Raw genomic sequence first — 20,793 nt, 5'->3', positions numbered from 1 at the left:
AAACAAATTGAGCCCAAACTTGGCGGGCCCCAGCCATGAATCCATTTCACGTGTTGACCTTTCCATCCCTCGTGGAAATGTTTGATTGCAGAAACGTCTGAAGGGGCGAATATCCTGACTTCGATTCATCCTCACGCCACCCTTCCCAAAACAGCCTAGCGGTTGCTTCAGTGGCTTGTGACGCTCGTCCTCGTTACAGTCGCGGGGCGGTGGGAGACTTGCACTCCACTTCCTCGTTCCCTAAGACACGGTGGTAACGCACGCATTGCTAGCAATTGCAAAACGCATACGTCGTATTGATTAGATCGACCTTGCGGGGGCATGGCTCCTTTAAATCCGGAATGACTGCGCCCGCTTACCGAGCCGGAAAAGTCGCGTGTATGACTGTTTACCGGAATGGTTGGAATAGTCTCAGTCGCGGAGATATACTCAGGGTACAGCTCATTTTTGCTCACCTCATCCTTGCCTGCCTGCTCTATGAAGACCATTTGCTTCCTCTTGCACGTTGTGTTCGTTCTTGCCCCAGGGGCGTTGTTGCTAGCTGCAGACCCTCCTAAGTCACCTCAGCAGCAGCAGAAGCTTTTTAGGCTGCCGCCTGGGTTTGAGATTCAGCTGGTTGTAAGCGAGCCTGACATTGGGCAGCCCATGAATCTGAATTTCGATGCCCGTGGGCGGCTTTGGATTACCAGCAGCGTCGAGTACCCCTATCCCGCAAACTCTCCTGGTGTCCAGCCTCGGCCAGATCGATTCGCAGGTGTCGGTCAGCATGCTCCTAGTGATTGGGTTACCGTTGTCGAAGGTTTTTCGGAAGATGGGCGTGGGAAGAAGGTAACCACGTTTGTTACCGGTTTGAATATTCCCATCGGCCAGACACCGCTTGGCAAGGGAGACGAGGCGATTATCTTCAGCATTCCGAACATCGATAAAGTGACAGATACCGATGGAGACGGAATCGCTGAGGAAAGAACTAAGCTTTATGGTTCGGTAGGGAACATCGACACGCACGGCATGGTCAACTCGTTCACGCCATGGGTTGATGGGTGGATCTATGGCTGCCACGGTTTCTCGAATACCTCTGAAATTACCGACGGCCAAGGTAATATGACCCACATGCAGTCGGGAAATACTTATCGTTTTAAGGCTGACGGCAGCCGGTTTGAAGCGTTTACATTCGGCCAGGTTAACCCCTTTGGTATGACCTTTGACCCGCTTGGGAATCTATACGATGCCGATTGCCACTCGATGCCGGTTTACCAGCTGTTGCGAGGTGCCAAGTATCCTCACTTCGGGGCTAAGCCGGATGCACTTGGATTTGGCCCAACGATGATCAACCACAATCATGGATCGACGGGGATCTGTGGTCCCGCCTACTACGCGGCGGAGCATTTTCCCCAGGCGTACCGCGATAACCTCTTCATCTGTAATCCGGTATCACAAGTCATTCATCGTGACCAACTAAAGCAATTTGGTTCCACCTATCAGGTCGATACGCAGCCAGACATGGTTCGGTGTGACGATACCTGGTTCCGTCCGGTCGATGTCATCATGGGGCCAGACGGAGCGCTCTATGTGGCCGACTTCTATAATCCGATTATCGGGCATTACGAGTCTCCTCTCGATCATCCGGATCGCGATCGAACCCATGGACGCGTCTGGCGAATTGTTTACAGCGGAGATGACGACTCCTCGCAACCGCTTGCCTCGGCAACAGACCTGACTACACAATCCGTTAGCGAGTTAGTAGCGCAACTGGACAGTACAAACTTGCTGGTTCGTACCAAGGCGACCAACCTGTTAGTGAGCCAATACTCGGATGCGGCTGTATTGATAATCGAGTCGATCCGCGATCAGGCAAGCCCGCGTCAATTGGCCCATGCGCTGTGGGTGTTGGAGCGAATCAAAGGACTGACTAAGGACGAGATCGAACGCTTTGCTGGCCACTCAGATAGACTGGTGCGTGTTCACTTGATCAAGGCCTTGGCCGAGCGCGAGGTCTGGACTGAAATGGACTATGGCATTGTCCGTGAAGCGTTAAAGGATCGAGATGCGTTTGTCGTTCGAGCCGCTGTCGATGCCCTGGGACGCCACCCCGATGCTGCCAATGTGCGACCGATACTATTAGCTTGGAAGCAAAATCCAGCCGAAGATACGCACCTCGATTATGTGATTCGACTGGCACTTCGCGAGCACTTTCGTTCGGCTGAACTCGTTGCTTTACTTGGCTCTCATAAATGGAGCGATGAGGAAGCAGGGCAATTGACTTCCATTGCGAAAGTGTCTGAGACGGAGCCGGCAGCGCAGTGGCTTATCTTGCGGACCGATAGCAGTTCGATAGATTGGGAGATTCTGCGGCGAGTTGCCCGACAAGCGGCCAGTCTAAATGATTCCAGGATGCTCGAGAGAATCGTCGAGTTAACGAAAGATTCTCCTGCGTGGAGTCAACTTTCGGTTTTGAGTCAGTTTAGCCACGCCGAACAAGAGGCGGGCCGACGTGCATTCGATAACCCACTTGCACGTGCCTGGGCCGAACGCCTTTGGAGCGTTCTCTCCGCAGAGTTAGCAAGCCCGGAAGCATGGACGCTCCATCCAATTCGCGGAGAAGCGGCATTAGCGATCAATCCGTGGGCACTACGAGACCGCACGACCACATCAGGCGAAACGCGTTCTTTTCTGGATAGCATCGTCCACGGAGAGCAACAAACGGGCATTCTCCGCAGCCGTAGTTTTCCATTACCAAAGGAGATTCAATTTTGGCTGTGTGGCCAGGATGGGCTACCGGGGGCGAAGAGTCCTGAATCGAACCTTATTCGCGTCTTGCTGGCAGATGGAAACCAAGTGATTGCTCAGCAGACAGTCCCTCGAAATGATGTTGCCTCGCACTATGCACTTTCAACCGGCGAGCATGCTGGAAAGCCTGGATACGTGGAAGTGGTTGACGGGAATTCCGCCGCGGCCTACGCCTGGATCGCGGTGCGCGACTTTTCGCCGGAAGTGCCTGCTTTGCCTCTTCAAGAGACAGGGGCGTCTAAGGCCGATCTATTGCAAATGGTAAGAGACTTCCGATTGACTTCAGCGGAGTCTCGATTAGTAGAATTTCTCGCGGATTCTACTTTAGATTGGGAATCGCGAATCTCGATCGCAGAAACCTTGCAGCAATTGGGACGCGGTGACGTGTTATCCGATAATCTGGTGAATTGGTTGCTGAAAACAGACCTTGTGCCTTCCCAACGACAGAGAACAATTCAACTTCTCGGACGGCAGACGAATGCCAAGGTACTCCGCTCGCTCGTAGAGCAACTGAAGAACTCGACGACTGAGCAACAATCGGAGTTTGCTTTTGCTCTTGGAAATAGCAAGGAAGGTATAAGTGCCTTGCTGGATGCGATCGAACATGGGAAAGCCTCTCCGTATGTGCTGCAGAATCCCAAGTGGCAGCAGGAAACTGCTGCTGTGGTTCAATCATCAGGGCTGCAGGAACGAATCGCCAAGCTAACTTCGGGGTTGCCATCCCTTTCGGATCAAGAGCAAGTTACGATCGAGAAGATTCGAGCGATTTACACTTCCAGCCAACCATCGGTAGAAGCTGGAGCGAAGTCTTTCGAGAAGCGATGTGCCGCGTGTCATAAGATCGGCGACCAGGGCAATCTGATCGGGCCTCAACTCGACGGAATCGGCAATCGGCCACTAGAGCGAATCGTGGAAGACATCTTGGCACCCAGCCGCAATGTAGATGCGGCGTTCAAGACAGTGCTCATTCAAACGATCGACGGGCAGGTCGTCTCAGGACTGCCGCGACGCGAAGAAGGGGAAGTTCTCGTGCTTGCCAATGCCGAAGGGAAGGAAGTTCGGATACCACAGAGTGATATCGAACTTCGCAAACAGTCACCTTTGTCTTTGATGCCGGGCAACTTTGTCGAGCAGATTCCTCAGTCCGAACTGCTTGATCTCTTGCGTTTCCTGGAGACCCAAAAGACGAATATGTCGGAGTAAAGATTACTCGTCAGGGGACCTATTCCATGTCACCGGTGGGAAAGGTTGGTGATAATCTCCCTCTGCATAGAATGCAAAGGGGCGTCCCTTTTCCGAAGAGATTAACGCGATAGCCGCCGAGGGATTTTTAGTATCCCAATTTTGAGCGACGGGAATGCGGAGAATAAAGCAGTCCTGGTCGTAGATCGCGGCGGTAATGGGCGGTTTGGGTTCTTTGTAGATAAAGTCGTAGTGGAGCCTCTCGAGTAAACGCGAGCCGACTCCTTCGTCGAGCTTGACGTTGTACCCATCTATAGCGAAGAAACCGGCGCGTAGATCCTTCTCAGCAACCTCATTGCCAGTCTGAATGGCCTGCTTGGCCTCGGCTTCCGTTGGATAAGACCCACGATAGCTGCCAGCCATCGGTCCCAACGTTACAGACAATGCGGTGACTGTCATGTTATTCGGCAGGATGAATACCCATTCGTTCCCCGAAACACAGCATCCACCGTTGGAGCGGAGGCATCGGCTCGTCGGATCTACATTGAAATAACCATTGCCTGGATACCCCATTCCCTGCAGCGTTGCCGTACCGGTGGCATAGCTGACAGTTGCTATGAAAACTGCAAGCATGAACGGCGAAAACGCAACAATCGAAAACGCTGCCAGCAATTGTCGCTTGCTTAGAAGGTGCAGAATCACACCGATAGCAAGTAGCGGAAAGAAAATGCTCAATGGGCCAAACATTGCGAGTGCCCAGCAAGCGAGAATTGTTCCGATCACCAAAATCACATTGACAGGCTTTCGTTCTGGAGTGCCCCAATCGGAACCATGATCTTCTGCTGGCTCGATCATTGTTGATCCGAATGGTTCCATGGCAACTTCCTTCATTTCAGGTCTGACCAAGACATCTTGTACTTTATCGTTGCCGGTAAGCATGTAGCAAACAATTGGCGCACAAAAAAAGCGTTCCAATCGAATGATTGAAACGCTTTCGCAATTCGCGTGTGACTTGTAGGTTACACCACGTATTCGACGTCGCGATTCTGACCTGGCATTGGAACTGGGTATTTGCCTTCTTCATTTGGCATCACAGGGGCCGGCCCGTCGGCGGTAAGTTTGTCGACGTTCGGGGCGAACTCTTGCTCGCAATGGAGCATTTGTTCGTAGGTAATTTCCTGGCCTGTGTGAGCTGCCATGCGCCCCATACTGGTTACCAGGCTTGCCTGAACACCACGATGGACTTCATTGTATGGCTGATCGTTGACGATCGCATCAACAAAGTCATTCCATTCCAGTTGGTATGGGTTTTGTTCGGGCTGCGGATAGGCCCAAATCACTTCGCGGCGATTTTGGTTCTGTCCATTGAATGTGCGAACCTTGCCTGGCGTGTGACCCGAGGTGCTAACAATCGCTGAGCCCTTGCTACCGTGGACAACGCTCGACATGTCGTTGCGACAGCCAAGCATGGTGCGACCATTGAAGAACAGCTTCGAGCCATCGGGGTAGGTGTATTCGACCGCATAGGTATCGAAGTTTTGATCGATGAATTCGCCACGATAGTGGCGTCCACCAAGAGCCTGAGCTTTGACGGGCCAGGCATTCTTCATCCACGAAGTTTCGTCAATCTGGTGAATGTAGAAGTCGCTGAAGCAGCCGCCGCTGGCCCACAGGAAGCTGTGGAAGCGTTCGATCTGGTACATAACTTCCGATTTGTCTTCTGGCTTCGGAGTGCTGAACGCCGATGCGACCGGGCCGTGCATACGGTAGGCGCGCATGCAGACGATATCACCGATTTCGCCATTCTGGATGCGGTCGTGGAGTTCTTGCCGACCACGGCAGTGACGCACCATCAGGCCGACTGCCGACTTGATGTTCTTTTGGTCAGCCAATTCTGCCAATGCGATCATCTTCTTGGCGCTCGGACCATCTGCGATGACCGGCTTTTCCATGAAGACGTTCAAGCCCTTGTCGATGGCATATTGATAGTGGACCCAGCGGAAGGCAAGCGGCGTAGCGAGAATAACGATGTCGCCTGGGTTCAGTGCGTCCATCGCTTGCTTGTAAGCTTCAAAGCCGACGAACTGCCGTTCTTTAGGGACATCAACCTTATCTTTGTTTTCTTGGAAAGTGCGATTCAGGGCGTTGTAGCTACCATCCAGACGATGCTGGAAAACGTCGGCCAATGCGACGAGCTTGGTGCAGCCGGATGGGACGTTCAGCGAGTCGGCAGCGGCACCGGTTCCACGACCACCACAGCCGATCAGTGCGACTTGAATCTTGCCAATTTCTTTTTCTTCCGCGTGAACATGGGGCACAGCGAAAGCACTCAGAGCAGAAGCCGCGCCGGCCATCTTGATAAAGTCGCGGCGATTGTTTTTCGTTTGCAGTCGTTCGCTCATTGTAGGTCCTGTGAATAGTCGGGTAGGAGTTGGGGATTAATAAGAGCAGTGAAGTTTAGAAGACGTCTTTCGCACTGTTCCAGTAGAAATACATTTCCTCTGGCGAGGGAACCTTCACGGGGCGAACAATGCGGAAGCCTAGCTGCTGAGCATCGGTGTGGTACCAGATACTCTTGGGAAGTTGTGGGTCTTGCTGTTTCCAGGCTGCTTCACTACCGCGCCGCGCCGCACTGCGAAGTCGATCTGGATCATCGTCCCATCCGCCACCGCGAACGCTTCGCGGATACAGGCTTACGGGCTTGATGAACGGGTTCTTGGTCGAGCTTTGAATCTTTTCAAAGTAATCTGGCACATACTGATCGGCGCACCATTCCATGACATTGCCGTGCATATCGTGTAGACCCCATGGATTGGCTTTCTTGAGGCCGACCTTTTGGTACTTCTCGTTCGCGTTGTCGTAGAACCACGCGTAGTCGAATAGCTTTTCCGGATCATCACCGAAAGAATAAGCGGTCGTCGTGCCAGCCCGACAGGCGTGCTCCCATTCTGCCTCGGTCGGTAGACGATAAAAATGCCCTGTCTGGGCACTAAGCCACTGGCAGTACTTGTTCGCCGCGTGCTGTGTCATGCTGATGGCAGGATAGCCATGCTGCCCCATCCCGAAGCTCATCTCGGTGTAAGGTGGCGTTGGCTGGCTGACAGCATCGACAATCGTGTGGGCATTGGCATCGTAATCAATGCGCGAACCATCTTTTCGGCGATCGACCTGGGTGATCATAAACGGTTCGTACTCATCCCAAGTCACCTCGCACTTACCCATCCAGAATGGATCGACGGTGACTTTGGTTTGCGGGCCTTCTTCTGGGCGACGTAGTTCTTCGGTCGCGGGGCTGCCCATGACAAACTCGCCACCTGGGATGGCGATCATTTCATACTGCACCTCGGTGACAGGAATCGTGTTCTTATAGTTTGCCGGGTCTCCCTGCTCCTTCTTGGCCTGGGCGACAATCTTGGCATGTATCTGCTTTACCAGTTCAAAGTCATCCGGAGTCGCGAACTTGGGGCCTTCTTTCGCACGGGCCTTGAGTGTCATGTCTTCGGGCCACTTGGCACCTTCGGCAATCCAGATCTTGAGCGTTTCGGTTTCGCTCTTGGAAAGCGGCCCACCTGAGCGTAGTGGTGGCATCAGTAGCTCGTCGGTCCGAGGGAGTACCGTCATCGTGTAAAACATGCTGTCTTCGGGCGACTCGGGAAGGATCGCTCCACCGCTGCCAGACTCGAAGGCATTTTCTTTCGAAGTCAGTAGATAGTCCCCAGCTGGCTCGTCGCCCGAGTGGCACGATACGCAATTCGTTTCCAGGATTGGTGCGACGTCCTTCGCAAAATCAACTTCGGCCGCAAACACCAGACCAGATGAAATACCGAACAGACATAAGGATAGAGCAAGCGACAGTTTCATTCGTTGTGCTTTGAGACCCCTTGCGGAAACGGGGTTTACATAAGGTAGTTAGGTGGAGGGAGAAACAGAGAGGCAATGAACAATGATGGTCATGGGGTGTGCGCTAATTCTAGGCAAACGTGAATTCGTTGCAAGAGTTTGCGAATTTAGGTGATAGATCGCGCTATTGAACTTTTCCTGTAGATAACGCGGGATATTTCTGAATCATGGGTGTCAATTGCAACAAAATCGCAAAAGCCCGATGACAAAATTCGAATAGAATCTGATCAAATTGAGTATTTTTGCGCCGAAACTGGGGTCATTTCTGTAAGGCTTCCCAAAGTATCTCAGCCGGATGCATCGCCTTGCGCCGAGTCCCATCATGGATTTGATGCCGGCAAGAGGTGCCTGGGGCGGCCAGCAATACGTCGGACGGCAGCTCGCGTATGCGGGGAAAGAGTACTAACTCGCCGATCTTCATCGACACGTCGTAGTGCTCTGTTTCATAGCCGAAGGACCCTGCCATTCCACAGCATCCGCTGGGGATGGTTTTGACAGTGTAGTTTCTGGGTAGGTTGAGTGCCGCAATACTTGCCGATTGGCCTGCAAGCGCCTTTTGAAAGCAGTGCCCGTGCAGGTGAATCGACTTGGCTTGATCGGTAAACGAATCTGCTGTGATTTTGCCGGCCTGCATCTCTTGTTGAAAGAACTCTTCAAACATCAAACAACGCGGAGCAATCTCGTGGGCGATCGGTCGTAATTCTGGTTCAGCCAACTCCATCGTCTCGTCGCGAAAGGTCAGAATCGCGGAAGGTTCGACTCCAATCATGCGAATTCCGTCGCGCATTGCCCCCTTCAACACTTGCAAGTTGTAGTCAATTCTTTGCTTGGCCTCGCGCAGCATCCCTTTGGACAGCCAGGTGCGACCACTCTCCTCAATTGGGGCGACCGCGACGTCATAACCTAAGTGCTCAAGCAGGTTGATCGCGGCGATACCGATCTTAGGATCATGGAAATTGGTAAATTCATCGTTGAAGAAGAGAACCCGCCCAACGTTTCCCGCATTTTTGTGTGGCTTGTGCTTGGCGTGCCAAGTGGACAGAGTTTGATTAGGCAGAAGCGGAATTGTACGGTCGGGATGAAACCCAGTCAGATAATTGAGCTGCTTCCGAATCGCAGGCGTCCCAAACATCAAATTCCAAAGCCAAGGTAGCCTTGCTGCCAGCTTCTGTTTGTTAAAGAAGTCTGCGATCAGCCTTGCCCGTCTTGGCACGCCGTGAGCATCGTAGTAGTGCTGCTGAAACTCGGCCTTTAGTTTGGCCATGTCAACGGTCGAAGGACATTCCTTCTTGCACCCTTTGCAGGAAAGACAAAGGTCCATCACCTCTTTAATCTCATCGCTGTCGAGCGGATTGGCAGCGTCTGAGTCCATGATGATCTGGCGAAGCGTGTTGGCCCGCGCACGCGTTGTGTGCTTTTCGTCGCGTGTGGCCATATAGCTAGGGCACATAGTCCCACCGCTCAGTTCCGTTTTCCGACAGTCGCCAGAACCGTTGCACATCTCGGCCGCCCCCAAGATGCCAAAGTTCGCCGAGAAGTCAAACAACGTCTTCGGCTGTTTCGTCTTCTGCCCTGGTGTATACCGAAGCGACGTGTTCATCGGTGGCGTATTGACGATTTTGTTGGGGTTGAAGACTCCCTTGGGGTCCCAGGTTTGTTTGACCTGACGCACAAGTTCGTAGTTTCGCGCACCGATCATTTGCTTGAGAAACTCACCCCGCAAACGTCCGTCGCCATGTTCGCCGCTGAGTGAACCTCGGTAGTGCTTTACCAGTTCTGCGATCGTTTGGGCGACTTTGCGAAATTGCTGATTCCCTTCGGGTGTTTTGAGGTTGATCACAGGGCGAAGATGGATTTCACCGCTGCCTGCGTGGGCGTAGTGAACGCAATCGAGCCCGAATCGTTCTTTGAGTCGTCGATTGAACTCGGCGATGTACTCTGGCAAGTCGTCTACATCAACACAGGTATCTTCCACCACCGGAGCCGGCTTCGCATCGCCAGGCATATTACCCAGTAGACCCAGCCCTGCCTTGCGTAAGTCCCAGATCCTTTCGGTATCATCACCGAAGAGCACCGGATACGCATAGCCAAGGCCGGCGGCTTGCATCTGGGAAATGATGCGATCGCACACGCCCTGCACTTCTGCCTGAGACTGCCCGCGGATATCGACTACTATGATTGCACCAGGCTTGCCCTGTACAAAGAATCGGTTCTCTCGATGTTCGATGCTTCGTTCGGTACATTCTAAAATGTAATGGTCGATCAGTTCGCAGGCATAGCAGTCGTGCTTAACGGCAATCTGTGTCGCGCGGAGCGACTCGTCGACAGTCTCGAAGTGGGCACATATCAGACCGCTGATCGGGGGCGGCAATGGCAGGCAGTTCAACTTGATCCGGGTGGCGAAGAAAAGTGTGCCTTCACTTCCGGCGATTAGCTTGCAGAAGTTGAATTGCTTCGTGGTAGAGCGATCGAAAACCTCAGCGTCCATCAACAGATCGATCGCGTAGCCGGTATTTCTTCGTGGAATCGAGGGTTTGGGAAACTCCCGTTCGATCTCCTGGCGGTTCGCTTCATCAGACAGCATTTCGCGGATCTGCTGGTAGATCGTTGTTTCCAGCGAGGCGGGGCCATTACATTTGGCATCGAACTCTTCGACCGTCAGTTGGCCAAAAGTGACATGTGACCCGTCGGAGAGAAATCCTTCGATCTCCAAGAGGTGTTCCCGCGTGCTGCCATATTTGATTGAATTGGAGCCGCAAGAGTTGTTGCCCACCATGCCACCGATCATGGCCCGATTCTGGGTCGAGGTTTCCGGGCCGAATAACATTCCATGAGGCTTGAGGGCTAGATTCAATTCATTACGAATTACGCCAGGCTCTACCCAAACCGTTCTCTCGATTGGATCGATTTCGAGTACTTGTGTGAAGTGTCGTGAAACGTCGACCACAATGCCGCCACCGACGACCTGCCCGGCCAAAGAGGTACCGGCCGTTCGAGGAATCAGTCCGACGCCGTGGCGATCGGCGAACAGGATGAGTTGACGAATATCTTCCGTGGTTTCGGGGATTGCTACGGCGAGCGGCATCTGCTGGTAGGCGGAAGCATCCGTCGCGTAAAGGCGTCGCATCAGCGATCCGGTGTGCAGTTGCCCCTTCAATTGGGATTGCAGTTGATCGAATTCTGCGGCGAGAGGTTGGGCGACCGTTGGGGGCGTCGATTCCATAGGGTGGCAATTCATGGAAGAGAGGTGGGACCATCAAGCGTTGATCCTCCATCTTAAGGTACCGGCAGCGAATTCCCATCCGGGATCATCTACAACGCCGATTTTGTCGGTGAGGAGAAATATTCGGTTTTCGCCAGCTGGCATTCAAGAGTTTGTTTTGCGGGACAAAACCAGCAAAAATGTCGTTGACTATTATACGATAGTGTCGATAATACACTTAGGAAGTGAGGAGACGATGCTCAAGCAACTTTATCAGCCACCATTGGCCCTGCTAACGGACCTATACCAACTGACCATGGCGTATGGCTATTGGAAGTTAGGTCGCGCCGATCAACAGGCGGTCTTTCATCTCTTCTTCAGGAAGCCACCCTTTAAAGGAGGTTATGCGATCTCGGCAGGGCTGCAACAAGCCATCGATTATTTAGACGTATATCGATTTGACGAATCAGACATTAACTACCTTGCAGAGCTGACGGGAAACGACGGGCAGCCACTGTTCGAGCAAGGATTTTTAGATGCATTGCATGACTTGAAACTATGCGTGGATGTCGATGCGATGCCAGAAGGGACCGTGACTTTCGGTCAAGAACCGATGCTGCGTGTTAAAGGGCCGATCCTTCAGTGCCAACTGTTGGAAACGCCTCTGTTGAACATGATCAATTTTCAAACACTCGTTGCCACCAAGGCTTCTCGAATTCGGGCAGCAGCCGGAAATGACCCGGTTCTTGAATTCGGACTTAGACGCGCTCAAGGGATAGACGGAGCCATCTCGGCCAGCCGAGCGGCCTATATTGGCGGATGTGCGGCTACGTCGAATGTCTTAGCAGGTAAGATGTTTGGTATTCCCGTCAAAGGAACCCACGCTCACAGCTGGGTGATGTCGTTTGATAGCGAACTTGAGTCGTTCGAGCGATACGCCGAGGTAATGCCGAATAACTGTGTTTTCCTGGTCGACACGTATGACACGATCGAGGGCGTGCGACAAGCGTGTCAGGCCGGCAAGCTGCTCCGCCAGCGAGGGCACGAAATGGTTGGCATTCGGCTCGATTCGGGGGACTTGGCCTATCTGAGTATTGAAGCTCGCAGGATTCTTGATGAAGAAGGATTTCCCAACGCCACGATCGTTGCCTCGAATGACCTTGACGAACACATCATAGAGAATTTGAAGAATCAAGGAGCCCAGATTGCCGTTTGGGGTGTGGGAACCAAACTGGCAACCGCATTCGATCAACCCGCGCTGGGTGGTGTTTACAAGCTGGCCGCACTACAGCGGGAAGATGGCAGCTGGGAGCCGAAGGTGAAGCTTTCGGAGCAGGCCATCAAGACATCGATTCCCGGGATACTGCAGGTACGTCGCTATCAATCCGACCAAGGTTTAATTGGCGACATGATCTACGACGAAACCCTTGGCATTGACTCAAGAGAAATCATCGTCGATTCGAAGGATACAACACGGCGAAAGCGGCTCGCCAATCACGCCCAGGCGTATGACCTGCTGATTCCCATGATGCGCAACGGGGTACGCGTTGGGGAAACCGAACCGCTCGAAACCATTCGTACCAGGGCCATCGAGCAGTTGCAGTTGGTTCATCCCACCATCCGTCGTTTCATGAACCCCCACGAGTACCCTGTAGGTCTCGATATCAGCCTGCATGAAGTAAGAGACTTCATGATCCAAGAGAAACGCGATCCACAGTGGGGTGAATAGAAAGAACTGCGATGCGAAGTAAGCCGCCAAAGAAATTTCAATACGAATACCCACGGGCCGCATTGACCGTCGATATTGTCGTCTTCGCACTCGACGAAGAAGAACTGAAAGTCATGCTTATCCAACGCGATTTACAGCCGTATCAGGGCCAATGGGCGTTGCCAGGCGGATTTGTCCACGTGGACGAAACTTTGGAGGAGGCAGCACGCCGTGAACTTCAGGAAGAGACGGGACTGAAGGACATCTTCCTGGAGCAATTGTTCACATTTGGTGAGATCGATCGCGATCCTCGCGAGCGAGTTGTGACGGTCGCATACTACGCACTGGTCAACTTAGAGGGGCACGATGTTCAGGCCAGCACCGACGCGAGAAATGCTGCCTGGTTTTCATTGAACGAGCTTCCGGATCTCGCGTTTGATCACGCGACGATACTTAAGGCCGCGCACGAGCGATTGAGAGGAAAGGTACGCTATCAGCCGATTGGCTTCGAACTACTGCCAGAAAAGTTCACACTTACTCAGCTTCAGCATATGTACGAGGTCATTCTAGATCGAGAACTGGACAAGCGAAACTTTCGCAAAAAGGTACTGGGGATGGAGATCGTTCAAGAGACTGACGAGATCGAAAAAGATGTCGCTCACCGAGCCGCGCGACTGTACCGGTTTGACGAAAAAGCGTACGAACGATTGAGCAAGCAAGGATTCAATTTCGAGATTTAGGGGAACTTATGAAGGCCCTACTGTTGATCGATATACAGAATGACTTCCTGCCCGGGGGAGCTTTGGCCGTTAGCGAAGGGGACCAGGTTGTTCCGATCGCAAATCGATTGATGGAATTGTTTCCTCTGGTGGTCGCAACTCAGGATTGGCATCCTGGCGATCATCGTTCCTTCGCGAGCCAGCACGATGGACGAGAAGTTGGCGAGATTATTGTGCTGGATGGTTTGGAGCAAGTACTTTGGCCTGACCACTGTGTACAACTCAGCCAGGGAGCGAACCTGGCAAAAGAGCTGAACCTGAACGGCGTTGATCACGTCATTCAAAAAGGAACAGACGTCCATATTGATAGCTATAGCGGTTTTTTTGACAACGATCACCGCAAGTCGACCGGCCTTGAGCAACTGCTTCGTGGGCACGAAGTCCGTGAGGTCCAGTTGGTTGGCTTGGCAACAGACTATTGCGTGAAGTTCTCGGCACTCGATGCGGTGGCCCTGGGGTTCAAGACGTCGGTCTGTCTCGAGGGAATTCGCGGAGTCGAGCTTAACGCAGGCGATTGTGAGAAGGCGATTCAAGAGATGCAGTCGGCGGGAGTCGAGATCATTCAATCGGAGTTGCAGTAGTCATTAAGACAAGATGGCCATGGAAAGGAATGCGGCAATATGAGCCGAACAAAACGTGCTAGTCTGGCTAAAGAAACCGTCAGAATCATGGAGGACGGTGGCTATACGCTGGACGACGGCCGAATGATTGACATTCGAGAACATATTGTTGATTCACTCGCCAGAACCGATTTGGTTCGGCCTGATGAGTTTGGCGATTTAATCGCTCCGGAATGTATCAAACAAGCTACCAAGTTTGATGTGCGCAACGAGACGACCCTGACTGCAGCAGAGCGATTGGTCGTTGAAAGGAAACTCGATGGCGTACTATGCCTGAATTTTGCTTCGGCAAAGAACCCTGGCGGTGGTTTCCTCGGCGGTAGCCAAGCCCAGGAAGAAAGCCTGGCGAGAAGCTCTGCCTTGGTAAAGACACTTGAATCAAAGTGGGAATACTACGAAGTCCATCGCTCATGAGGGACGTCGATTTATACAGATCATATGATCCTGAGTCCTAACGTACCGGTATTTCGCGCGGATGATGGCTCGTTGTTAGGTCAACCTTACCTGCTGAGCATCGTGACCTCCCCAGCCGTAAATGCAGGTGCGGTGGTCGAGAACGAACCGCAGCTTGCCGCTGAGATTGAACCTGTCATGGCCACACGGATCAGTAAGTTATTGAAACTTGCATCTGCAAAGGGGTTTCAGCATCTAATCCTAGGTGCTTGGGGTTGTGGAGTATTTCGCAATGATCCTGCGATGATCGCACAATTCTTTGCAGAAGCATTGAAAGATGGTGGAGCGTATGAAGATCAATTTGCATCTGTCACTTTCGCTGTGATGGATGGTACAGACAGTGAATCTATTATCGAGCCATTTAGGGCCCAATTTCAGTAAGGAAACAATTCCGTGAATGCGGAGAAGATAAAACAAATCAGTAAAAGAATGAGTTACATTTTGCGGCATAAGCCAGATTCTGCAGGACTGACTCTGGCACCAGGCGGTTGGGTCGCGATAGACGACCTCATTGGGGCCTTGAAGATTTCACGAGAATATCTGGACGAGGTGGTCTCTACCAATGACAAGCAGCGTTTCGAGTATTCAGAGGACGCTACCAAGATTCGAGCACGGCAAGGGCATTCGACAGCCGTTGACCTTCAATACGAAGCCGCCACACCACCCGACTTGCTATTTCATGGAACGGCAGTGCGGTTTCTCGAATCGATCCGAGAGAATGGGCTGATTCGAGGTAAACGACACCATGTCCATCTTTCGGTTGATCGTGAAATGATGATTGCCGTAGGAAGTCGTCATGGCAAACCGGTCGTCCTTGAAGTCAACGCAAAGCAAATGCTGATGGATGGCAACCAATTCTATGTGACCGGTAACCACGTATGGCTGACGGAACATGTCGCGCCGCAGTACATTCGCGAGAGTCCTTAGTTCGCAGATCCTGTTAGAAGTCGAGCATAGCATGCAATTCCTGCATGGCGACGCTAACTTCTTCGAATAAGCTTTCGTCTTTCAGGTCGCTGACCGTAAGCCGATCTCGATAGTGTTTCCGCACCCAGTCGCACAGTTCGTGGTACCGCCGATCTGTTAAGAATACGGACTCCGGAATAGCCGCACGTTCATCTTCCGTAAGAACGACCCGCAATCGTAAGCAAGCCGGGCCACCTCCGTTCTGCATGCTCTCGCGCAGGTCGACGAATTGGCAATCGCGAATTGGATTATCAGCCATCAACAGGCTGGCGATTATTTGATTCGCAGGCTCATTCTCGGAGCATTCGATCGGACAAAGTAGCAGCATCTGGTTGGGCGCTGTGGAAATGAGCTGACTGTTGAAGAAATAGCTTTGAACGGCATCGGCTAACGGCAGTTCGTGATCGGGAACAACCACCTGCTGTAGACCAGGACCAAAGCAATCGGCAAGGTCCGCCAAAACGCGGTCTTGATCAGCAAACGCGAATTGGTGAACCAAGTGGAGCGTTTGATTGCCGACCGAGATGACGTCGTTATGAAACACGCCTGCATCAATTGCGTTGGGGTGCTGATGAGCGAAAACACAGCGATCGAGGTTCAACCCATGCGTAGAAGCGATCGCATCACAGGCCGCACGCGTTTGGCGAGCCGGAAATCGTGGCAAGCTAGGGTCGTTATCACCATCTCGACCAAACACAAAAAGCTCGACACCGGTGCTGTCATAGCTTCGGCAGAACCTCGTGTGATTGGCAGCTCCTTCGTCACTCGTCTCCGGCACGGACGGTAATGGATCATGAACCTCGAAGCGATTCGCATCATGAAAGATCGACCGTAGTGTTTTCGTGGTGTTCCTAGCTTCTAGAGCACGGTGCGGCATGGTTTGTAAGTTGGCTGGCGTGAAATGAACCCGGCCATCCACACAGTCGCTGCTGGGGGAAACCGTCGCAGCGTTCGCCGTCCACATGGCCGATGCACTGTAGGCAATACTAAGTAGGTCAGGGCGTTCCTGGTACGCAGTGGAGACAATCTCTTGCGGCGAGCCTGCGAATCCGTGTTCTTCAAGGAACGGAAGATCAGGACGAAATTGCGGCGGTAGAAATGCCTGGGGGATCCCCATGTCGGCCACACGTTTCATCTTGGCCAGCCCTTGTAGGGCTGCGCTACGTGGGGAAGAGACCGAATGGCGATGCTCGGTGGAAGCTAGGTTTCCCTGCGAAAGCCCTCCGTAGTGATGCGTCGGCCCTATAAGCCCGTCGAAGTTCACTTCATAGGTGGTCACTTCGTCTCGGCTCCTTCCGGAAGTGCTTCGACCTCGGCAATTGGGACATGGCAGAAGTTGATTGCATGATAGCCTGCCGGGCGATAGTTGCCGCTCTGGCCAATACCACCAAATGGCAATCGTCCGCTCGCGCCGGTGGTGGGGAGGTTCCAGTTAATCAGCCCGGCCTTCACCTGGTTTTTGAATCGGTCGAAACACATACGTTCTCGGCAAACGATCCCTGCGGCAAGTCCGTACTGTGTAGCGTTGGCTTCTCGAATGGCAGCATCCAGGTCTGCAACGCGTACCACCTGCAACAGCGGACCGAATACTTCTTCATCGGATCGCGCTGAGCACAGCGTCACGTCGATGATGCCAGGACTGACAAAGGCCTCGCCGATTGGCAATCGCTGTGATAAAAGCAGTGGAATACCACCTTGGCTGGACAATTGAGACTGGAAGCGAAGGACGTTGTCGACCGCATTTGCATTAATTAGAGATCCCATAAAGGGTTCAGGCACATCGCTGGGGCGGCCAACTGTAATTTTGCTGGTTTGCTCGACGAGTCGATCGAGAATTGGTTGGGCGTCACCCGTCAGAATAAGCCGCCGTGCGCAAGTGCAGCGCTGACCCGATGTGAGGTACGCGGATTTGATCACCTTATCTACGGCGTCGTCGATGTCAGCCGGTTGGTGAACAATCAAAGGATTGTTCCCCCCAAGTTCTAACGCTAACAGTACCTCAAGCCGGTGTGTCAAAGCTTCCCTTAGTTTGACCCCGGTGGCGCGGCTGCCGGTAAAGAAAAGCCCGCGGAGCTGTGGTGCAGCTAAGATGGCCTGGCTCGTGGGTACACCACCTTGGACGAGATTTAATACCCCTGGCGGCAACCCTGCTTTCTCCCATAGTTCGACCATCAGCTTCGCAACATAAGGGGTAAGCTCACTTGGCTTGAAGATTACGCTATTGCCAGCCAAAAGCGCCGGAACAATTTGGCCATTGGCAATATGTGCAGGGAAATTGAAAGGCCCAATTACCCCCACGACACCCAGTGGTCGATAGACTACGCGGCCGTTGAGCGTGCTGGTGCTGACTTCTGTCTCATCACGAAGTCGCTGGTAAGCTTCTATCGTAATGTCACATTTAGAAGCGACCACCTTTGCCTCGGTCATGGCATCCCAGAGCGGCTTACCGACTTCGTCAGAAATAGCCTTGGCAAGCGTATTGCAGTGTTGCTCGGCAAGTTCTGCAAAGCAGCGGAGTATATCGGCCCGCTCCTCCCACGACCGAGAGCACCAGCTACTCTGAGCTTTCGCTGCCGTATCGAACGCACGATGAATGTCCTCGGTGTCAGCTGCACTACCCTGCCAGAGAATCTCGTCAGTTACGGGGTTTCTGCTCGCGAATGATTCGCCTGAGCCCTTCTGCCAGATCCCATTGATGTAATTCATGATGTGGGGCCTCCTGGGCTTAGGTCAGCTCGCTGCTTTCAGCGGAGCAAAGCGAACGGACTGACCAATGGTCACCTGTAACTCTTCTGCTAGTTGAGACTCTATTACTAGTCCTTGTTGTTTCTCGATAATCTTGCCGCCACTGATACGGAAGAATGGATCTTTAGCCGATACGATTGCCAGGAAATGGTCTTCCTTCAAAGTCGATTCAATGGACATTATGGGTAAAACCCGGCTTTGCTGAACCGTGCGAATCATCCTTTGTGCGCAATGGAGAACCGGTCCGGCCTCGAAGATATCGACTAGATTGTCGTACGCGAACCCTTCACTTTCCAGCAAACGCCGAGCAGGAACGGTATTCGAGTGGACCTGTGCTACAGACGCTTGGGCTTCTGGCGAAAGCAAGTCAAGGTAAACAGGATGGCGGGGAATAAGCTCTTCGATAAAGTCTTTGTTGATCAGGCTCAGCATGTCGGCGTTCGGAAAATCTATACCAAAGAAGTGAACGCCCAGGGCCTCCCAAAACGGACTTTGTCCAGCCTCATCCACTACGCCACGCATTTCGGCAATTACTTCTTGTTCAAATAGCTGGGGGTACTCGGCTAAGAAAAGAAAGCGAGACAACGAAAGGACTCGTCCATTTCCTCCGCCGCGAAAGTCAGGGTGTAAGAAGAGGCTGCCAATTTCCGTCGGGCCATCATGGTTCTTTACTAGGTGCAAAACGCGATGTTCGTGTTTGCTGCCCAGCAATTTGGATTCCTGGATTTCTGGTTCAAGCCGGAATGCGTAGAAAGGTTTAAAGCCACCCACTTTCGAGACAATGCCACAAGTGCCCACGACTTTTCGCAAAGACGTGTCTTCCATGACGAACAAGTAGAGCTGGCCTTGGGGATCAGCGTCATCCAGGTCTGCGAAGGCGCGAAGACTTTGACGCACGCGTTTCTCAAAAGTAGCTCGATCTTTGGGAAGTGTCGTTAGGCCGTACTTCGTCAATTGCGCCAGTTCGTGCAGTTGATCGAGATCGCGTTCTTCTACAGGCCGAATGAGCATACAAACTCCTTCGCGAGCGCAGGATTTTCTATGGACTGACTTCTAGAGACAGCAGGACACTTTCTAATATGTCGCAGACGTTTTCGATTTCATCGTTTGTTAATGAAAGGAATGGCGGCAGGAAACGCACGCGAGCTGGTCCAGCACCTGCGACGAAGGCGATGACGCCGGCTTCGTATAAAGCGTAGAGCACTTTTTTGGCTGCCTCTGCCGATCCATTCATTGGCGTAAAAGCGACCATGCCGCCAATCCCCCATGGGCCACGAATGCGATCGGGCGCTTTGGCATGGATTGCTTCGAAGCGGGATACAAACCGACTGTGGATTTCGGCAATGCGTCCCTTCTGGCCGTAGAAGTCCCCTTCAGCTAGTTTTCGCAAGATCCAACGAGCGGCGATAATGGCTGTCGTTGAAGATGTAAATGTCTGACTCAGCAGTCCTGGTTTGGGGTTGAGTTCTTTGCGGAAGAACGTCGCACAAACCTGAGACATCTTTCCCACCGATACCACATCAGCAAATGCATCCAATTCAAGCATTTGAAATGCGAACGGAGCGTAGGTCCGACCAAATGTTTGGATCTCGTCAAAAAAGACGGGGATCTCGTGCTTTCTAAGCAGCTGACAAATGGCAACAAAGTATTCTCGCGGAGCACTGTAGTAACCCCCTTCTCCCTGCACTAGTTCCATGATGAAGCCACAGTGCGCATCGGGGTAGCGTTGGAGGTACTTGTTTAAGGCCTTTCGTGTTGCCTCGGTACTTTCGGTCGGATGCTCCTCATCAAAAAATGGGACGTAGTCTACGGGAACTGTAAGAGGCTGCCCCTCCCGATTCTTGGGACGATCGGTCACCTGGCCGGTAAGATGTGTTCGCCCGGCAAAAGCGTTTTCGAACGCTAAGATCCGGCTGGAACCGTTTCGATGTTGAAACAGCACCTTGAATGCATTTTCGTTGGCTATGGCTCCGCTGCTCGACAGAAAGCAATGGTCGAGTGCCGCGCCCTGTCGATTGGCAAGCGTTACTAGTTGCTTGCTCAGAAGCAGCGATTCCGTGTTCTGCTGGAGATTTCCCTGCATGATGGTATCTGAAAGGACCGCTGGTATAAGTTCGGCCAGAAGATCGGGGTTGGCATGTCCCATCGCGTGGACACCAATGCCCGTGATCATGTCGTATTTGACACTGCCATCTGCGAGTTCCACCAACGCGCCCTGCCCTGCACCGCTTCCAAGAAATGGAAAGAACAAGGAGTTGCCTCGAAGTTCCGCGAACACCTCGAGCCACTTCTGATAGGGGACCGACAATTCAGCTTTCGGACCGCAATGTCTTAGATTCGCAGAATGTTCCACCAAAGCCGTGGTCAGAAGTTCCGTGGCCTGGGCAACGCGGGGGTCAGACAAAAGCTGTTGGGCAATCAGCATTTCGGATTCCATGGTGCCTCCTTCGC

13 protein-coding genes, 1 pseudogene and 1 riboswitch are annotated in these 20,793 nt (G+C 52.7%); of the genes and pseudogenes, 6 read left to right on the top strand and 8 right to left on the bottom strand.

What is annotated here, in order from left to right; genetic code table 11:
* Positions 1-86: 86 nt before the first annotated feature.
* A riboswitch (cobalamin riboswitch) is annotated at positions 87-279 on the bottom strand.
* 366 nt (positions 280-645) lie between these two features.
* Complete coding sequence (locus C5Y96_RS23455; RefSeq protein WP_158261384.1) at positions 646-3,990, top strand: c-type cytochrome; 3,345 nt, start codon at positions 646-648, stop codon at positions 3,988-3,990.
* Positions 3,991-3,993: 3 nt separating this feature from the next.
* Here C5Y96_RS23455 and C5Y96_RS23450 read toward each other — a convergent pair whose 3' ends face one another.
* The 4 genes from C5Y96_RS23450 to C5Y96_RS23435 form a co-directional block, all read right to left on the bottom strand.
* A complete protein-coding gene (locus tag C5Y96_RS23450; protein ID WP_105358488.1) occupies positions 3,994-4,908 on the bottom strand; it encodes a hypothetical protein in 915 nt (304 codons plus the stop codon).
* A gap of 80 nt (positions 4,909-4,988) precedes the next feature.
* Positions 4,989-6,371, bottom strand: a complete 1,383-nt coding sequence (locus C5Y96_RS23445; protein ID WP_105358486.1) for a Gfo/Idh/MocA family oxidoreductase — start codon at positions 6,369-6,371, stop codon at positions 4,989-4,991.
* 55 nt (positions 6,372-6,426) lie between these two features.
* The gene (locus C5Y96_RS23440) at positions 6,427-7,830 is read right to left on the bottom strand and encodes an SUMF1/EgtB/PvdO family nonheme iron enzyme (protein WP_105358484.1); all 1,404 of its coding nucleotides are present in this window, start codon (positions 7,828-7,830) and stop codon (positions 6,427-6,429) included.
* 298 nt (positions 7,831-8,128) lie between these two features.
* Entirely contained in the window at positions 8,129-11,092 is a 2,964-nt protein-coding gene (locus tag C5Y96_RS23435; protein ID WP_105358482.1) for an FAD-binding and (Fe-S)-binding domain-containing protein, read from the bottom strand.
* A gap of 235 nt (positions 11,093-11,327) precedes the next feature.
* Between C5Y96_RS23435 and C5Y96_RS23430 the strand changes: the two genes are divergently transcribed.
* From C5Y96_RS23430 to C5Y96_RS23405, 5 genes and pseudogenes are all read left to right on the top strand, one after another.
* Complete coding sequence (locus C5Y96_RS23430) at positions 11,328-12,800, top strand: nicotinate phosphoribosyltransferase (RefSeq protein ID WP_105358480.1); 1,473 nt, start codon at positions 11,328-11,330, stop codon at positions 12,798-12,800.
* Positions 12,801-12,811: 11 nt separating this feature from the next.
* Positions 12,812-13,519: an NUDIX hydrolase gene (locus tag C5Y96_RS23425; RefSeq protein ID WP_105358478.1), complete on the top strand. Its 708-nt coding sequence runs from the start codon at positions 12,812-12,814 to the stop codon at positions 13,517-13,519.
* Positions 13,520-13,527: 8 nt separating this feature from the next.
* Entirely contained in the window at positions 13,528-14,139 is a 612-nt protein-coding gene (pncA, locus tag C5Y96_RS23420; RefSeq protein WP_105358476.1) for a bifunctional nicotinamidase/pyrazinamidase, read from the top strand.
* A gap of 39 nt (positions 14,140-14,178) precedes the next feature.
* A pseudogene (locus tag C5Y96_RS27890) lies at positions 14,179-15,012 on the top strand (TIGR02452 family protein).
* Between the two features lie 12 nt (positions 15,013-15,024).
* A complete protein-coding gene (locus C5Y96_RS23405; protein WP_105358470.1) occupies positions 15,025-15,558 on the top strand; it encodes an RNA 2'-phosphotransferase in 534 nt (177 codons plus the stop codon).
* Between the two features lie 13 nt (positions 15,559-15,571).
* Here C5Y96_RS23405 and astB read toward each other — a convergent pair whose 3' ends face one another.
* Genes astB through C5Y96_RS23385 form a run of 4 tightly spaced genes read right to left on the bottom strand, consistent with a single transcriptional unit; the run spans position 15,572 to position 20,779 of the window.
* Positions 15,572-16,876: an N-succinylarginine dihydrolase gene (gene astB / locus C5Y96_RS23400; RefSeq protein ID WP_105358468.1), complete on the bottom strand. Its 1,305-nt coding sequence runs from the start codon at positions 16,874-16,876 to the stop codon at positions 15,572-15,574.
* Positions 16,873-18,303, bottom strand: coding sequence for a succinylglutamate-semialdehyde dehydrogenase (gene astD, locus C5Y96_RS23395; RefSeq protein WP_105358467.1), 1,431 nt, complete (start codon positions 18,301-18,303; stop codon positions 16,873-16,875). Before astD ends, astB begins: the two co-directional genes overlap by 4 nt.
* A 24-nt stretch (positions 18,304-18,327) precedes the next feature.
* Positions 18,328-19,353, bottom strand: coding sequence for an arginine N-succinyltransferase (locus C5Y96_RS23390; RefSeq protein ID WP_105358465.1), 1,026 nt, complete (start codon positions 19,351-19,353; stop codon positions 18,328-18,330).
* Positions 19,354-19,381: 28 nt separating this feature from the next.
* Positions 19,382-20,779: an aminotransferase class III-fold pyridoxal phosphate-dependent enzyme gene (locus tag C5Y96_RS23385; RefSeq protein WP_105358463.1), complete on the bottom strand. Its 1,398-nt coding sequence runs from the start codon at positions 20,777-20,779 to the stop codon at positions 19,382-19,384.
* Positions 20,780-20,793: the final 14 nt, after the last annotated feature.

This window comes from Blastopirellula marina (assembly GCF_002967715.1).
Lineage (GTDB): Bacteria > Planctomycetota > Planctomycetia > Pirellulales > Pirellulaceae > Bremerella > Bremerella marina_B.
The sequence above is the reverse complement of the archived record's forward strand: the minus strand, read 5'-3'. Positions and strand labels throughout refer to the sequence as shown.

What these genes read in the sequence shown, in the direction of transcription:
- C5Y96_RS23455 (WP_158261384.1), top strand. Translation starts at nt 646, where the DNA reads ATGAATCTGAATTTCGATGCCCGTGGGCGGCTTTGGATTACCAGCAGC.
- C5Y96_RS23450 (WP_105358488.1), bottom strand. Translation starts at nt 4,908, where the DNA reads ATGCTTACCGGCAACGATAAAGTACAAGATGTCTTGGTCAGACCTGAA.
- C5Y96_RS23445 (WP_105358486.1), bottom strand. Translation starts at nt 6,371, where the DNA reads ATGAGCGAACGACTGCAAACGAAAAACAATCGCCGCGACTTTATCAAG.
- C5Y96_RS23440 (WP_105358484.1), bottom strand. Translation starts at nt 7,830, where the DNA reads ATGAAACTGTCGCTTGCTCTATCCTTATGTCTGTTCGGTATTTCATCT.
- C5Y96_RS23435 (WP_105358482.1), bottom strand. Translation starts at nt 11,092, where the DNA reads ATGGAATCGACGCCCCCAACGGTCGCCCAACCTCTCGCCGCAGAATTC.
- C5Y96_RS23430 (WP_105358480.1), top strand. Translation starts at nt 11,328, where the DNA reads ATGCTCAAGCAACTTTATCAGCCACCATTGGCCCTGCTAACGGACCTA.
- C5Y96_RS23425 (WP_105358478.1), top strand. Translation starts at nt 12,812, where the DNA reads ATGCGAAGTAAGCCGCCAAAGAAATTTCAATACGAATACCCACGGGCC.
- pncA (WP_105358476.1), top strand. Translation starts at nt 13,528, where the DNA reads ATGAAGGCCCTACTGTTGATCGATATACAGAATGACTTCCTGCCCGGG.
- astD (WP_105358467.1), bottom strand. Translation starts at nt 18,303, where the DNA reads ATGAATTACATCAATGGGATCTGGCAGAAGGGCTCAGGCGAATCATTC.
- C5Y96_RS23390 (WP_105358465.1), bottom strand. Translation starts at nt 19,353, where the DNA reads ATGCTCATTCGGCCTGTAGAAGAACGCGATCTCGATCAACTGCACGAA.
- C5Y96_RS23385 (WP_105358463.1), bottom strand. Translation starts at nt 20,779, where the DNA reads ATGGAATCCGAAATGCTGATTGCCCAACAGCTTTTGTCTGACCCCCGC.